Origin of the sequence: Yoonia maritima, from assembly GCF_003003285.1 — a bacterium.
GTDB classification, from domain to species: Bacteria; Pseudomonadota; Alphaproteobacteria; order Rhodobacterales; family Rhodobacteraceae; genus Yoonia; species Yoonia maritima.
Genome location: NZ_PVTP01000009.1, coordinates 17,386 through 32,649, shown reverse-complemented (window position 1 = coordinate 32,649; position 15,264 = coordinate 17,386). Strand labels below are relative to the sequence as shown.

At 53.5% G+C, this 15,264-nt stretch carries 17 protein-coding genes; 13 read left to right on the top strand and 4 right to left on the bottom strand.

Annotated features, from left to right (window positions below; genetic code table 11):
* Positions 1 to 59: 59 nt before the first annotated feature.
* Complete coding sequence (locus CLV80_RS12925; protein WP_106358360.1) at positions 60 to 2,366, bottom strand: DNA topoisomerase IV subunit A; 2,307 nt, start codon at positions 2,364 to 2,366, stop codon at positions 60 to 62.
* Positions 2,367 to 2,501: 135 nt separating this feature from the next.
* Between CLV80_RS12925 and CLV80_RS12920 the strand changes: the two genes are divergently transcribed.
* The 12 genes from CLV80_RS12920 (at position 2,502) to CLV80_RS12865 (ending at position 10,969) form a co-directional block, all read left to right on the top strand.
* Complete coding sequence (locus CLV80_RS12920; protein ID WP_133169777.1) at positions 2,502 to 3,008, top strand: SH3 domain-containing protein; 507 nt, start codon at positions 2,502 to 2,504, stop codon at positions 3,006 to 3,008.
* Positions 3,009 to 3,100: 92 nt separating this feature from the next.
* Positions 3,101 to 3,619, top strand: coding sequence for an SH3 domain-containing protein (locus CLV80_RS12915; protein ID WP_207766582.1), 519 nt, complete (start codon positions 3,101 to 3,103; stop codon positions 3,617 to 3,619).
* A 43-nt stretch (positions 3,620 to 3,662) separates the two neighbouring features.
* Entirely contained in the window at positions 3,663 to 4,490 is an 828-nt protein-coding gene (locus CLV80_RS12910) for an SDR family NAD(P)-dependent oxidoreductase (protein ID WP_106358357.1), read from the top strand.
* Positions 4,491 to 4,551: 61 nt separating this feature from the next.
* Complete coding sequence (locus tag CLV80_RS12905; RefSeq protein ID WP_106358356.1) at positions 4,552 to 4,758, top strand: twin transmembrane helix small protein; 207 nt, start codon at positions 4,552 to 4,554, stop codon at positions 4,756 to 4,758.
* Between the two features lie 3 nt (positions 4,759 to 4,761).
* On the top strand, positions 4,762 to 5,334 hold the full coding sequence (locus CLV80_RS12900; RefSeq protein WP_106358355.1) for a cob(I)yrinic acid a,c-diamide adenosyltransferase: 573 nt from the start codon (positions 4,762 to 4,764) through the stop codon (positions 5,332 to 5,334).
* Between the two features lie 98 nt (positions 5,335 to 5,432).
* Positions 5,433 to 6,245, top strand: coding sequence for a hypothetical protein (locus CLV80_RS12895; protein ID WP_106358354.1), 813 nt, complete (start codon positions 5,433 to 5,435; stop codon positions 6,243 to 6,245).
* Between the two features lie 243 nt (positions 6,246 to 6,488).
* Positions 6,489 to 7,247: an electron transfer flavoprotein subunit beta/FixA family protein gene (locus CLV80_RS12890; RefSeq protein WP_106358353.1), complete on the top strand. Its 759-nt coding sequence runs from the start codon at positions 6,489 to 6,491 to the stop codon at positions 7,245 to 7,247.
* Complete coding sequence (locus CLV80_RS12885; protein WP_106358352.1) at positions 7,247 to 8,173, top strand: electron transfer flavoprotein subunit alpha/FixB family protein; 927 nt, start codon at positions 7,247 to 7,249, stop codon at positions 8,171 to 8,173. Before CLV80_RS12890 ends, CLV80_RS12885 begins: the two co-directional genes overlap by 1 nt.
* 223 nt (positions 8,174 to 8,396) lie before the next feature.
* On the top strand, positions 8,397 to 9,155 hold the full coding sequence (locus tag CLV80_RS12880; RefSeq protein WP_311135528.1) for an energy-coupling factor ABC transporter ATP-binding protein: 759 nt from the start codon (positions 8,397 to 8,399) through the stop codon (positions 9,153 to 9,155).
* Positions 9,130 to 9,744: an energy-coupling factor transporter transmembrane component T family protein gene (locus tag CLV80_RS12875; protein WP_106358350.1), complete on the top strand. Its 615-nt coding sequence runs from the start codon at positions 9,130 to 9,132 to the stop codon at positions 9,742 to 9,744. The genes CLV80_RS12880 and CLV80_RS12875 overlap by 26 nt, the downstream gene beginning before the upstream one ends.
* Entirely contained in the window at positions 9,745 to 10,299 is a 555-nt protein-coding gene (locus tag CLV80_RS12870; protein ID WP_106358349.1) for a biotin transporter BioY, read from the top strand. It begins immediately after the preceding gene.
* Complete coding sequence (locus CLV80_RS12865) at positions 10,289 to 10,969, top strand: nitroreductase (RefSeq protein WP_106358348.1); 681 nt, start codon at positions 10,289 to 10,291, stop codon at positions 10,967 to 10,969. Before CLV80_RS12870 ends, CLV80_RS12865 begins: the two co-directional genes overlap by 11 nt.
* Here the strand turns inward: CLV80_RS12865 and CLV80_RS12860 are convergent.
* Both CLV80_RS12860 and CLV80_RS12855 read right to left on the bottom strand, forming a co-directional pair.
* Complete coding sequence (locus tag CLV80_RS12860; RefSeq protein WP_106358347.1) at positions 10,966 to 12,066, bottom strand: thiolase family protein; 1,101 nt, start codon at positions 12,064 to 12,066, stop codon at positions 10,966 to 10,968. The two genes, CLV80_RS12865 and CLV80_RS12860, sit on opposite strands and share 4 nt — an antisense overlap.
* A complete protein-coding gene (locus CLV80_RS12855; protein WP_165793380.1) occupies positions 12,063 to 13,226 on the bottom strand; it encodes an AMP-binding protein in 1,164 nt (387 codons plus the stop codon). The genes CLV80_RS12860 and CLV80_RS12855 overlap by 4 nt, the downstream gene beginning before the upstream one ends.
* A 306-nt stretch (positions 13,227 to 13,532) precedes the next feature.
* On the opposite strand from CLV80_RS12855, the gene CLV80_RS12850 reads away from it, so the two are divergent.
* Complete coding sequence (locus CLV80_RS12850; RefSeq protein ID WP_106358345.1) at positions 13,533 to 14,351, top strand: LysR family transcriptional regulator; 819 nt, start codon at positions 13,533 to 13,535, stop codon at positions 14,349 to 14,351.
* A gap of 7 nt (positions 14,352 to 14,358) precedes the next feature.
* On the opposite strand, the gene CLV80_RS12845 is transcribed toward CLV80_RS12850, so the two are convergent.
* Complete coding sequence (locus CLV80_RS12845; RefSeq protein ID WP_106358344.1) at positions 14,359 to 15,207, bottom strand: DUF6473 family protein; 849 nt, start codon at positions 15,205 to 15,207, stop codon at positions 14,359 to 14,361.
* Positions 15,208 to 15,264: the final 57 nt, after the last annotated feature.

Here is a 15,264-nt window from a genome sequence, read left to right as displayed (position 1 = left end):
AGGCGCGAAATTTTGCAGTTTCGTGACAGTTTGCGCCGCCCTGCAACGGGCGGCGGCAATTAGTTGAACTTATTGTCCCGCGGGAAACCACGTGGCGCCATCCGCCCAGCGCTCGCACGCTTGCCTGTCCATTCGTCAAGTTCCGTTTCCGTGCGTGTGCGACCAGCCGGGTCAAGCCAGCTAAGCCCTTCGGCGCGAGTGAACGTGGTCGCGTCAGACATGCCGCCGTCTTTGTACTTTTGTAAACGGACGCCTTTGCCACGACCCATTTCAGGTAGCTCATCCAGCGGGAACACCAGTACCTTGCGGTTCTCGCCGACGACAGCAACAGAATCGCCATCGACGCGCTTACAAACACGCGCAACGCCGCTTGCGACGTTCAGCACCTGTTTCCCAGTCCGAGTTTGCGCAACGACATCACCCTCTGGCACGACGAAACCATTCCCCTCGGCCGAGGCAAGCAACAGCTTGGCACCGGGTTTGTGGATCAGGATGTCAATGATTTCGGCCTCATTGGGCAGATCAATCATCAGGCGTAGCGGTTCGCCCATTCCACGCCCACCCGGTAGGTTGGCGGCAGATACGGTATAGAATCGGCCATTGGCTCCGAACACCAATAAGCGATCAGTTGTTTCGGCATGGAAAATAAAGCGCGGCCCGTCACCGTCTTTGAACTTTAGCTCACGGGTCAGGTCGATGTGCCCTGTCATGGCACGAATCCAACCCATCTTTGAGCAAACAACGGTAATCGGTTCTTTTTCGATCATCGCCTCAAGCGGGACTTCGACCACTTCGGCAGCTTCCGCGAACTGCGTACGACGCGCACCACCCAGACTATCGCGACCGAATACTTTGCGGGTTTCGCGCAGCTGATCGGCAATCTTGGACCATTGCAGGTCATCGCTTGCCAGCAGATCTTCGATACCAGCACGTTCTGCACGCAGCGCATCACGTTCAGCGATCAGTTCCATTTCTTCAAGCCGGCGCAAGCTGCGCAGACGCATGTTAAGAATCGCTTCGGCCTGGGTCTCTGTCAGTGCGATTTCTGGATCGTCCCCGACGGGTGACCGGTAATCAGCCTCGGATGTGGCACGGACATGTTCCTTGGCCCAGTCTTCGACCATCAACGCCTTTTTCGGGTCGTCGTCATAGCGGATGATATCAATCACGCGATCCAAATGCAGGAAGGCGATGATAAAGCCTTCCAAGACCTCAAGCCGGTGATCAATCTTTTCTAGACGATACTTGCTGCGGCGCACCAAAACTTCGCGGCGGTGATCCAAGAACGCGCGCAGCACTTCCTTGAGCGAACACACCTTTGGGGTCACACCGTCGATTAGCACGTTCATGTTCAGGCTAAACCGCGTTTCCAGATCAGAATTGCGGAACAACATGCCCATCATGACTTCTGGATCGACGGTTTTTGCGCGTGGCTCTAGTACAATACGGATGTCGTCAGCAGATTCGTCGCGGACATCGGCCAGCAATGGTACTTTCTTCAGCTGGATAACTTCGGCCAGCTTTTCGATCAGCTTCGACTTTTGAACCTGATACGGAATTTCAGAAACGACGACCTGCCATGTGCCACGGCCAAGGTCTTCGACCTCCCACTTTGCGCGCAAACGGAACGCGCCGCGCCCCGTACGATAGGCGTTCGCGATATTTTCAGGCGGCTCAACAATCACACCGCCGGTCGGGAAATCTGGACCGGGAATATAGTTCAACAGCGTATCGTCACGAGCATCAGGCGTTTTGATCAGATGCAAACATGCGTCGATCAATTCGTGCAGGTTATGCGGCGGAATGTTCGTCGCCATACCCACGGCGATCCCGCTTGAGCCGTTAGCCAACAGGTTCGGGAAGGTGGCAGGCAGAACCGAAGGTTCCGTCAGACGGCCATCATAGTTGTCACGAAAATCAACGGAATCTTCGGATAGACCTTCCAGCAACGCTTCTGCGGCGGCGGTCATCCGGGCCTCTGTGTAACGCGACGCAGCGGGGTTATCGCCGTCGATGTTACCAAAGTTACCCTGCCCGTCGACAAGCGGATAACGCACGTTGAAATCCTGTGCGAGGCGGGCCATCGCGTCATAGATGGCCATATCACCATGCGGGTGGAAATCACCCATGGTGTCACCGCTAATTTTAGCTGACTTCAGGAAACCACCCGTCGGCGACAAGCGCAGTCGGCTCATTGCATATAGGATGCGGCGGTGAACAGGCTTTAGCCCGTCACGCGCGTCCGGCAAGGCACGGTGCATGATCGTTGACAGCGCATAGGTCAGGTAGCGATCACCAATAGCCTTGCGAAGCGTTTCAGTCGTATCGATTGGCCCCATTGCGGGCTCACTGCTCTTATCATTCATGACAATTTGTTTAGCGGGCGGAAAATCTGGCGTAAAGCAGAGAAAATTCCCCGTTTTTGGTAACGTGATCTCTGCGCATCTAGGGGCACACCAGTTTTTACGATTCGTAGTAACCCTTTGGGGGGGGATGTACCAGTGACCAAGTTGTTAGTAGTGACCAGCCTGATTCTTTTTTGGGCTATGTTTGAAATGTCCGGCGGAAAGTCCTTCACCCCGGGGACTGACCGACCAGAACCAGTTGCGCAAAAATCCGAGACCCTGATCGAAAAGGCTCAGATGCCGGTTGTGACGACTGTCGCTCTCGAAAAAGCAGTGATCGTCGAACAACCACTGACCGACGCGTCATACGTCCCGTTTCATGAGCCGATCATCAGCCGCAATGAACAGGTTCAAAACATCCTTTTGGCTTCGTACAATGAACCAACGACAATGACCGATGCCACTTTGGTGCGCGATATTCGTCGTGTGACCGGCGACCGCGTTAATGTACGCCAAGGTGCCGGAACCCAGCATGGCGTAGTTGGCAAAGCGAACCGCGGTGACGAAGCCGAAGTCATCACAGTGGACGGTGACTGGGCACAAGTTCACCTAATCAGTACCGGTGAAACGGGCTGGATGGCCTCTTGGCTTTTGACTGAGTAATCAGCGCCCTAACGACGAACACGTAGACCAATCTGGGAACCTTCCCGCCGCTTTGTGGTTCTTTTACCAACAAAGCAATGGAAGAACCGCAGATGTACAAGTTTATGATTTCAACAAGTTTACTGTTCGCTTGGGCGTTTTTTGAATTGTCGGGCGGGTTCGATTTTGAGCCCGGCTGCCGCAGTTGCGATGCAACCGGAAATATAGCGACAAACACACAATCCGACCCTTCCTACCAACAGCTTGCCGCGAACTTTCCTGTGAACACATATGACTACGTGCCGTTTCACGACCCTATCATCGAAGCCGCTAAACCTGTCGTGACAGCACAAGCTGCGCCATCATCTCCGATGCTCGTTCAGGCTTCGCTTTCCACTGGCGATACGACAGGCCAGCAACCTCAAAAGCCACGCCAAGACCTGCGCGTCGTCACAGGCGATTGGGTGAACATCCGCGATGGCGCCGGCACCGGCACCGGCTTTGCCGTCATGGACACTGTTCCCCATGGAACCGAAACGGAACTGCTTGAAATGCGCGGCGACTGGGCCAAGGTGCGCTTACTCGAAAGTAACGAAATTGGCTGGATCGCGTCGTGGCTGATCAGTGACTAACCCTTCGCTTGCCACATCGCATTGAACACGGCACACATGCCGCATGACACAAAAAACCATTCTTATCACAGGCTGTTCATCCGGAATCGGGTATGATGCAGCTCATGGATTGCGGGACGCCGGATGGCGCGTCTTCGCCAGCTGCCGCCAACAGGTAGATTGCGATCGATTAAAAGGCGAAGGCTTCGAAAGCCCGCTTATCGACTACGCTAACGGTGAAACCATCGTCAGCGGGCTGACCGAAGTGCTTGAGGCGACAAATGGCACGTTGGACGCGCTGTACAATAACGGCGCCTTCGCCTGCCCCGGAGCCCTTGAAGATCTTCCAACCGACGGCCTGCGCGCGATTTTTGAAACCAACGTCTTTGGCTATCATGAACTGACCCGGCACGTGATTCCGGTGATGCGCGCCCAAGGGCATGGGCGGATCATCAACTGCTCTTCTGTGCTTGGGCTGGTGCCGCTCAAATGGCGGGGGGCGTATGTTTCGACAAAATTCGCGCTTGAGGGTCTTACCGACGTTCTTCGAATCGAAATGCACGGCACCCCTATCAAAGTCATCCTTGTTGAACCGGGTCCAATCACATCAGACATTCGCAAAAACGCGATCCCACATTTCGAAAAATGGATCGACTGGGAAAACTCTGCGCGCGTAGAAGAATACAAAGACGTCATGTCACGGCTTTATACGGACAGCGGACCTGACAAATTTGAATTACCAGCCTCAGCCGTCACCAAAAAACTGCTGCACGCACTGACATCGGCACGCCCAAAACCGCGCTATTACGTCACAACGCCAACCTATCTCATGGGGTTTTTGCGACGTATCCTGCCAACGCGGTGGTTGGACGCATTGATTTTGCGCGGCTAAGGGGTTTCTTTGCCGCAAATGCCAGCTACATGGCTGGCAATGCTCTTGAAGGATAAGACACATGGCGAATGACCCGTTTTTTTGGATCGTTGCGATTGCAGCGCTGGCCGTATTGGCGATTTTGCTATTTGGCATAGGCACATTCGGTAAAGGCGGCGAATTTAACCGCAAATACGCCAATAAAATCATGCGCTGGCGGATTGGGGCGCAATTCGTTGCGGTCGTTCTGATCATTGCCTTCGCATATCTACGAAGCCGAGGGGGCTAATCCATGGTCGTTCTGAATAAGATCTATACGAAAACAGGTGATGCGGGCGAAACCGCGCTTGGGAATGGTGACCGCGTTGCCAAACATGCGCTACGCGTGAATTCCTATGGCACCGTCGATGAAACAAACGCGACTGTTGGTCTGGCGCGCCTACATGCGACCGGTGAAATCGACGCACAATTGGCGATGATTCAGAATGATCTATTCGATTTAGGCGCAGACTTATGCCGCCCCGACATGGAAAAAGACGCCGAAGCCGAATATCCAGTGTTACGTATGTCCGGCGCGCAGGTTGAGCGGCTCGAGATCGAAATCGACGCGATGACCGCCCGTGTAGACCCACTGCGTAGCTTCATCCTTCCCGGCGGATCGGCCCTTGCCGCGCATCTACACCTTTGCCGCACAGTATCGCGCCGCGCCGAGCGTCTTGTCGTTGAACTATCTGGCAGCGAATCCGTAAATCCGGTCGCAGTAAAATACCTCAACCGTCTATCCGACTGGTTTTTCCAAGCCAGCCGCATCGCCAATGCAACCGGCAAAGAAGACGTACTCTGGGTGCCCGGCGCAAACCGTTAAGCAGCGATTTATCATGCCCCCTGTCAAAACGGATAGTTGTTTACACTGATTACGCTGCCAGTCTAAAATCTTATCTAACTTAACGATGGGAATAGTAGATGGGTTTGCCAACGATCGGCATGTTTTGGGACGGACCACCGCTTGGGTTCGTTGAACGGCTTTGTTTAACTTCTTTTGTACATGTCGGACATCCTGTGGTTCTTTTCTCATACGGGAAAGTAGAAAACGCCCCTGATGGCGTGGAACTTACGTCTGCAACTGACGTATTGGCCAAACCGAAAGAAATGGCACGGCATGGTCGCACTGGCAGTCCCGCGATTTACGCCGATAAATTCCGATATCATTTACTGGCGCAAAATGATGGGATGATATGGTCTGACACTGATGCGTATTGCTTAAAGCCATTTGAGCCTGATGAAGGGTATTTCTTTGGTCGTGAGTCTGACAAAATCATCGCAAACGGCGTTATGGCGCTTCCTTCAAAATCAGCGACGCTGAATGACTTGATTAATTTTTGCGAAGACGAATATGCAATTCCAACTTGGATGATGCCTAAGCACGTCAAAGAAATGGAAGAACGGCAGGCAAACAACGACCCTATGCATGTATCCGAAATGCCGTGGGGCGCTTGGGGACCAAAGGCGCTATCACATTTCTTGAAGAAAAATGATGAGTTCAAATACTCTTTGGCTCCTCATGTACTTTATCCCGTGCCGTTCGAAGACCGTCGCATCTATTTCCGTGAGGCTTGGAAAACGTGGAAACGCGTACAAGACGACACCGTTTCCATTCATTTTTACGGGCGCCGTGTAAGAGAGCGCCTGAAAAACCGGTTTAAAGGTATCCCCCCGGAGGATTCGGTGCTTGCTGAATTGGCCCAAAAGCATGGGTTACCTATTGCCCCCCAATAAACCTTTAAGCAGTGGTGGGTTAAAACCCACCCTACGTGCGATATGCCCCTCACATTCCCTAATCAGCTAACACCAAGCTTCAGCTACGATTATTCCTTTTACGCCGGCCAACCTGACGTGAACGTCAAGAACGTGACGTCCCTGCCCCTTACCGCGTCGATTTTACACTTTTGTCACCTGCGCTGAACGGCTAACAACGTTTTGAGACAGATAAAGATCAATTTTCTTGGGAGAGAAACGCAGATGAAGGTCATCGTACCCGTCAAGCGCGTGATCGACTATAATGTGAAGGTTCGCGTCAAAGCGGACGGCACAGGTGTCGATCTAGCAAACGTCAAAATGTCCATGAACCCATTCGACGAGATTGCCGTCGAAGAGGCAATTCGCCTACGCGAAGCTGGAAAAGTGGAAGAAGTCGTCGCGGTATCCATCGGCGTTAAGCAGGCGCAGGAAACACTGCGGACTGCGTTGGCCATGGGCGCGGACCGCGCGATCTTGGTTGTCGCAGCTGACGATGTGCACACAGATATCGAACCTCTGGCTGTTGCGAAAATCCTTGCCGGTATCGTCAAGGAAGAGAATCCTGATCTGGTGATCTGTGGTAAGCAGGCGATCGATAACGACATGAACGCAACGGGCCAGATGTTGTCTGCCCTGCTGGGTTGGTCACAAGCCACCTTTGCGTCCGAAGTTAATCTGGATGGCGACAGCGCAGTGGTCACACGCGAAGTTGACGGCGGTCTTCAGACCATCAAAGTCAAAACGCCAACCATCATCAGCGTTGACCTACGCCTGAACGAACCACGCTATGCGTCGCTTCCGAACATCATGAAGGCCAAGAAAAAGCCTTTGGATGAAAAGACACCTGCCGATTATGGCGTAGATGTCACCCCACGCCTAACCGTGGTCAGCACATCCGAGCCTGCAACACGTCAGGCTGGGATCATCGTTGGCTCTGTTGATGAGCTGATCGAGAAACTCAAAGAAGCGGGGGCTGTGTAATGGCTGTTCTTCTACTTGCTGAAGTCACCGACGGCGCATTGGCCGTTGATGCAACTGCAAAAGCAGTGACTGCTGCGGCTGCATTGGGTGATGTGACTGTTCTTTGTGCTGGTGCATCGGCGAAAGCAGCTGCTGACGAAGCTGCAAAAATCAATGGCGTTGCCAAGGTTCTTTGCGCCGAAGACGCAGCGCTTAGCCACCGTTTGGCCGAGCCAACAGCGGCTTTGATCGTGTCATTAGCTGGCGACTATAGCCACATCGTTGCGCCGGGTACGACTGACGCGAAAAACATCATCCCTCGCGTTGCGGCACTGCTAGACGTGATGGTGATTTCCGAAGTGACCGGCGTTGTTGACGCCGACACATTCGAGCGCCCAATCTACGCGGGCAACGCAATCCAGACTGTAAAATCTGGCGACGCGACGAAGGTTCTGACAATCCGTACCGCTGGCTTTGACGCTGCGGGCATGGGCGGTTCGGCTTCTGTCGAAACCATCGGTGCCACTGCTGACCCTGCGATGTCTGAATGGGTCGAAGACAAGGTCGCCGAATCTGATCGTCCTGAACTGACTTCTGCTGGCGTTGTTGTCTCCGGTGGTCGCGGTGTTGGTTCCGAAGAGGACTTTGCCCTGATCGAGAAGCTAGCTGACAAGCTGGGTGCGGCTGTCGGCGCATCACGTGCTGCGGTCGACAGTGGCTATGCCCCGAACGACTGGCAAGTTGGCCAAACAGGTAAGGTGGTAGCACCTGATCTTTACGTTGCTGTCGGCATCTCGGGTGCGATCCAGCACCTTGCCGGGATGAAAGACAGTAAGATCATCGTCGCAATCAACAAAGACGAAGAAGCACCAATCTTCCAAGTCGCCGACTTTGGTCTGGTCGCTGACCTGTTCGAAGCTGTCCCAGAACTAACTGAAAAGCTGTAAGGCATCAGTCGAGAAAAAATTGGAAAGGCCCTCCTGAATAGGTGGGCCTTTTTTCTTACAAACTCAGCGACTTTGGGTGCCATGCGCTAAGCCGCTGCGTCGCAGCGGAGCTGACCTTGATCACCCATCCGATTTCCGCTACCCAGCCGCAGGCTTATCGGCTGCGATTTAATCCTTCGCTGCCATCAGCTCTTAGAGGGGCGAGGCGCAGGGCGGAATGACAATGGACGGCCTTCATACCGGCATAAAAACTGCAGCAGTTGGAAGCGATATCGCACTGACTGATCTGTGTTATGCCGTGGCTGGTAAATCCATTCTTTCTGACGTTTCCATTCAAACGAATGCGGCCCGTGTTGGTATTGTTGGCCGAAATGGATCGGGGAAATCGACGCTCGCGCGCCTTATTGCGGGTTTGATTACGCCGACTTCGGGAACCGCAAAGGTCAATGGCAAAGACCTGTTCAAGAACCGCAAAGCAGCACTAACCGAAATCGGGATTTTATTCCAAAACCCCGATCACCAGATCATCTTTCCGACGGTCGAAGAAGAAATAAGCTTCGGTCTGCGCCAGATTGGCCAACCCAAAGAAGAAGCAGCGGCCAAGACCCAAGAAACGCTTTCTAGTTTTGGTAAGGCGCATTGGGCCGAGGCATATATCAACACGCTATCGCAGGGTCAGAAACACTTGGTGTGCTTGATGGCAGTTGCGGCCATGGCCCCTAAAGCAATCATCCTTGATGAACCGTTCACCGGTCTCGATATCCCGACAAAGGCTCAGCTCAACCGCTATCTTTCGCAGTATCGCGGTAGCCTGATTCACATCACACATGATCCTGCTGACCTGACCGAATACGACTATGTGATTTGGCTAGAACAGGGCGCCGTTCAGCAAACCGGGCATCCCGATGACGTGCTGCCTGCCTATGTTGCGCGCATGAATGAATTGGGGGGTTCCGATGATATCTCTGACCTCTCCGATTAAAACCAAAGCCCACGGCTGGCCCGCTGGCGCAAAGCTGGCGGCGCTATGCGTTTCGACTGTTGCGCTGTTTTATGTTCAGAACGCCGCCATTCACGCCGTTATCTTCGCTGGCATCCTGACGCTCTATGCGCTGCCGGGACGTGCGTTCTTTATGGCTGGCCTCCGCGCATTGCGTTTGCTGTGGCCGTTCATTGTTGTAGTCGCGATCTGGCATCTCTGGACAGGCGAAGTCGCACTGGGCGCCGCTGTCATTCTGCGAATGATGTCCGCAGTAGCACTGGCAAATTTGGTGACGATGACAACGCTGTTGTCAGATATGATCGACGTTGTTCGTACGATTACACGGCCGCTAACCCGTTTCGGGCTGCGGCCAAACATACTCGAATTAGCAATTGCATTGGTAATCCGGCTTACCCCGGTTCTTGTTGAAAAAGGATCGCTGCTGTCGCAATCATGGCGCGCACGGTCGTGCCAGCCCTCGGGCTGGCGTATCATCTTACCTTTCACCGTACTCGCGCTGGATGACGCGGACCAAGTCGCAGAAGCCCTGCGCGCACGCGGTGGATTTGACGCCCTAGAGGATATCTAAATGGAAAAGAATGTAACACTGATCGCCCTGTTTGCCGGACTAATTGCAGCACTTGGAATTATCCCCGCAATCACACTCGGGTTCGGCGTACCTATCACGGCACAAAGCCTTGGCGTCATGCTCTGCGGTACGATTTTGGGATCGAAACGCGGCGGTCTTGCCGTTTTGCTATTCTTGCTGGTTGTTGCCATCGGTGTCCCGCTGCTCTCTGGTGGCCGTGGCGGCTTGGGCGTATTTGCATCACCGTCTGCTGGGTTCTTGATTGGCTGGCCTGTTGCCGCATTCGTCATTGGCCTTATCGTTGAAAAATGGAACGGCGCGCCTTTGGTGATCGTTGCTGGTATCGCCTCTGTCGTTGGCGGCGTCATCGTGATGTACGCATTCGGCATCGTCGGCATGTCTATCGCGCTCGACAAAACGCTGCTTGAATCCACTGGACTGGTCACAGCGTTTATTCCCGGCGATTTGCTGAAGGCAGGTATCGCTGGCATGCTGACCGCAGCACTTGCTAAAGCACGCCCAGCAAGCGTTCTATCGCGTGCAGATGCCGTCTGATCTAACCGATCTTCTACGCCAACGGCGATCTATCCGGGCCTTTACCCAAGACCCGGTTGATCGTCACACGGTAGAGCGGCTTTGCAATGCCGCTCGCTGTGCACCAAGCGGTGCAAACCTTCAGCCCGGTCAGTTTCACGTGCTAACAGGTACGGCGCTGACCGGACTTAAGACGCGGCTTGGTCAGGCTGTCGCTGATAACACCCCAATCGATCTTGAATATTCTTACTTTCCCGATGTGATGCCGCCCGAACTAAAAGATCGGCAACGCAAAGCGGGTTTTGCGCTTTACGAAGCGCTTGGAATTGCTCGCCGTGATGTCACCGGACGACGCGATCAATTCGCCAAAAACTACCGCTTTTTCGATGCCCCTGTTGGCATTGTCGTCACCATCAATCGGGACATGGGCAAAGGCTGCTTTATGGATCTTGGTATGGCGATCATGGCGTTTCTGCTTGCCGCCGAAGACGAAGACCTAGGCGCGTCAGGTATTGGCGCATTGGCAAACTATGGAGCCATCGTGCATGACCACTTGGAATTGCCGCAGGATGAAATGGTCGTTTGCGGTATCGCCCTTGGTGTTCCTGACAAGGAGGCAAAGGTGAACCAATTTCGGACAGAGCGCTTGCCGCTTGATGCGTTTACGACCTTTCGTGGGTTCGACGATTAATTCGACCGCAACACAACGGCCGATCCCAAACCACCAGCTGACGCAATCGCCGCAACGCCCATTCCCTTAGTTCGCAGCAATTGGTGGAACAAACGTGCAGCAAGTATCGCCCCAGAAACCCCAATTGGGTGGCCCCAAGCAAGCGCACCGCCATACCGATTAACGACTTCAACAGGCAGGTTTGCGCCCTGCTGACAAGCCATTGCTTGAACGGCAAAAGCCTCCATAATCTCGGCGCTGATCAGGTCACCAACCTTCACGTTAGCCATGTCCAAGACCGCCTTAATTGCCTTGACCGGCGCGATACCGGGTAGCTCTGGATCGTCGCCTATGGTTTTACCGGCAACGAACTCGACAGCCTCCATCCCATGATCGGCGACAAATTCCTCTGACGCGAGCACAACAAACCCGGCCCCGTCAGCCGCAACTGCCATATTCGCGGCGGTGATACTGCCAGCCACGACCGGGGCTTTTTCACAGAGCCGAGCAGAAAGGTTTCGCGTGAATGCATCGCCAATGGTTTCACCGATAGGCACGATTTCAGGGTGCGCGCCACTCAACGCTTTGGCGTGGCTTTCGACGGCCCATGCGTCTTGCTCTGCTTTGCTGATCCCAAGCTTTCGGGCAAGCTGATCAGCAGCGACCGCCATATCAGGATCACGGTCTGCCCATGGCGTGAACCGCGCCTGATCGTACAGAATCGGATCACGCCCATCGGCAAAGGTTTGGTACCGCAGTGGCCGACGCGAATAGCTTTCGGCGCCTCCCGCAACCACAATGTGGTGCTGGCCAGAACGGATCATCGCATCAGCCAAGATAAGGGCATCCAGACCGCCAGCGCATTGCCGGTCAATTGACAGCCCCGCAACCCGATCAGGCAATCCTGCATTCAAGGCAACGATACGCGCTGGGTTCCCGCCCGCGCCCAGCGCATTGGACACGATTACCTCGCCAACATCTGCAGGTGAAATCGCGGCGTCTCGAAGCACCTGTAAAAGAACCGGCTTCGCTATTTCTTCAATCGAAAGACGGGCCAACGCGCCGTTGCGGGGAATAACAGGGCTTCGTCTTGCAGCGATAAGATACGTCTTGGTCATCCGTCAGCCGCAACTATTTCACGCAACAACTGTAAGTCAGGCTTTCCCGCAGCAAGCATCGGGATCTTATCAACGATCCGAATATCTTTGGGAACCGAATGCTGCCCAACTATCATCTGACAGTGCCTATGAACAACTGCCGGGGTCAGGCTTTCATCAATAGATTGCACAAAACAAATCAAACGATTACCCCGTTTTTTGTCCGGCGCGGTAACGACTGCACATTGCTGCGCCGCGTCCAATTGCATAACGCAGCGTTCGACCTCTTCAGGAAAAACATTTGTATCTGCGACCGTCACCATGCGGTTTTTGCGTCCGCTTAGAAACAGGTAGCCGTTACCGTCCATGTAGCCCATCTCGCCAATGCTCAGATACGCGCCATCCCATTGGGTATCCGGATGATCACCGGCCTCATACCCGTCAAACAGATACGGGCTGGCGACCCACAACTCTCCAGCTGAGGCATTATCAGTGGTAGCAATGCGCAGTTGGACCCCCGGATAAAGCCGCCCAACAGACCCCGGCGGCGTATTTTCATCTGACATAGTGATGAAACTGGTTTCGCTCGCACCAAAGATTTCATGTACGTGGGCAGCGGGAAACAAACGGTGCAACGCGTCTTTCACCCGAGAGCTCAGCTTACCACCACCCGAAAAGATATGCCGCACGTGCGGTAATGCGCTAATTTGCGCCAAAGCTGCGCCTTTTAAAAGCAGTGAGAGTTGAGTTGGTGTTGCATAAAGGATCGAAACACCAAAGCTCTGCACTGCGCGCACCTGACGTTGTGGACCAAGGTTCGTCAGCGAACAGATATCAGCGCCTAGGCTCAATGCCTCTACCGTTGCATAAAGCGTTAACGAATGCCCCAAAGCGCCCAAAGTTGCATAGGTATCATCTGATGATATTGAAAATCGGTCAGATGCAATTGCGAAACTCTTGTTCCATGTATCCGGCTTGCGGCGGATCACCTTTGGCTGACCGCTTGATCCTGACGTTTCGCACATCAACCATTGTGGCCTGACACCACCAGCGGCTATCGGTTCGCCAGCAGATTGGCTTGCCTTGATCGTCGCACCGCGGCGTAGACAATCGAAAAGCACATCAATGCCAGGAACATCCGGTGTCAGGATTTCACTGTGACGGCCCAGCGTAAATTTCATTTCATTTTTCATATCACGGCTAATCTAACACCTTACCGTCCCGTGATGGAACGGACGATAAACAGCCAACAAAATGAAATCAGCTTGGTGAACAAATAGATACTGCGCGCGCCGCTGCCGCCATGTACATGCATGAACAAGTCCTCTTTCCGTAATTTTCGTGATTTCCTTTGGTCCGGAAATGGGCAGCCCGACTGGGACAACATGTTCATTCCTTCCTTCACGGCCAAGTTCGACAGTTGACCCAAGCAAAAATTACCGCTTGTCTCTGTGCAGATAAATGAAACGCTTTGAGTTGGTCATTTCATGAATGAAAAGAATATAGATTGGCGTGATCTCCATCTTTTTCTCGCTGTTGCGCGCGAAGGTGGACTGTCACCCGCCGCCAAAGTGTCAGGCAGCAGCCCCGCGACGCTAGGTCGTCGGATGCTTGCGCTTGAACGGACAATGGGTCGCGACCTGTTCGTACGACATGATCGCGGCTATGAACTCACAGCGGACGCCCGCGATCTTTTGATCAAGTTGACGGATATTGAATCTCTCATCCGTCAGGCTACTACGCCGATCGACAAGCAGCCCATGCCGGTCGTTAAGGTATCAGCCGGGTCGTGGACAACGCTTCACTTACTAAAGCGTATTGACCAGATTACAGGCACACCAGCTGACATCAAACTGCGGTTCATCGCTGCCGAAAACATCCTAGATATCCCACATCGCGAGGTCGTCATTGGATTTAGAAACAGCCGACCAACCGATCCCAATCTTGCTGGGCGCAAGATGTCACGTGTCGAATTTGCTCCGTACGCAACGCCTGAAGCGCCCGAGCAATGGATCAAAGTGATCGCTGACACCCCTTCCGCACTGTGGGTTGATCGTATGATTGGGAACGACGCCATTCATCAGGTAAACGCACCACGCAATAGTCTCGACCTTGCGCTGCTTGGCAAAGGAATCGCGCTTTTGCCGACATTTATCGGCGATACAGAACCAACGTTAGATCGGGTTGGCGAAACCATTGCAGAGCTCGCGCATGATCAATGGATTGTAACGCACCATGAAGACAGACACCTTCCCGAGGTGCGGCGTGCCATTGACCGGATGTATCACGCGCTCGAACGGCTATAGAACCGAATTACGAAGTATGATAAAGCTGCTCCCGGATCGTTTCTATCAACCTTGCGCTAGCCTCTTGATGGCATTGGACACCCAGCATCTCGGTCGCCATCGCAGCCTGTGAGGTCGGATAGAACATCCCTGTCGTCCCTGCTGCTAGCGCCGCTGGTGTTGGGTTCGCCACAACGACATCCAGCACCAATGAACGCAGCTCATCAACCATAGACGCGGTTATAAACAGCGGATCAGCCTGCAACTGCGATGACCGCAATGTCCAGTTCTGGTCGTCTAACTGTTCATCAGAAAACCAAAGTAAGACCACGCGATCCCCGATTTGACCCAACATATTCCTCATACGTGCAAGCCACGCTTCTCGTAGTTCGTTTACAACAGTTTCGAACCGATCTGGCGACTTTCCGTGAAGGGCACCCAACATATGGCGTGTAAAAGCGAATTCTGAAAAATCCACATCATGGTAAATCGCCTGTAACACCGTTGATGCCTTGAGGAACCGATCATTTCGACGCGGATGAACCGAATAGAAACGATTGGATAAATTATTCGCCCCCATGATCTGAACGACTGTCAAATCTGCATCCCTGCAGATTTCCATCACTGACGTATCGTTAACAAACGCATCTATACCGCCGTTTACGCACCCAAAGTTTACACAGGTTTGCCGCATCGCCCTTTCGACTAGCATTGGAAACGGTTTTTCAATGAATTTTCCATAAGTCTCTGTGCCGCCGACAAACGCCATATACGGCCGATCAAGCCGCCTTCGCGGGCCGCGAAATAATACTTTTGAACTGCCGTATCGACATGGCGCATAGCCAAGCTCCTCGGCCTCAATCACCTCTTGCTTCATGGTTCCTACCGATTCTAATTCTCACCCAGAATGCAGATTCGCGGAAATCCTTTGCCA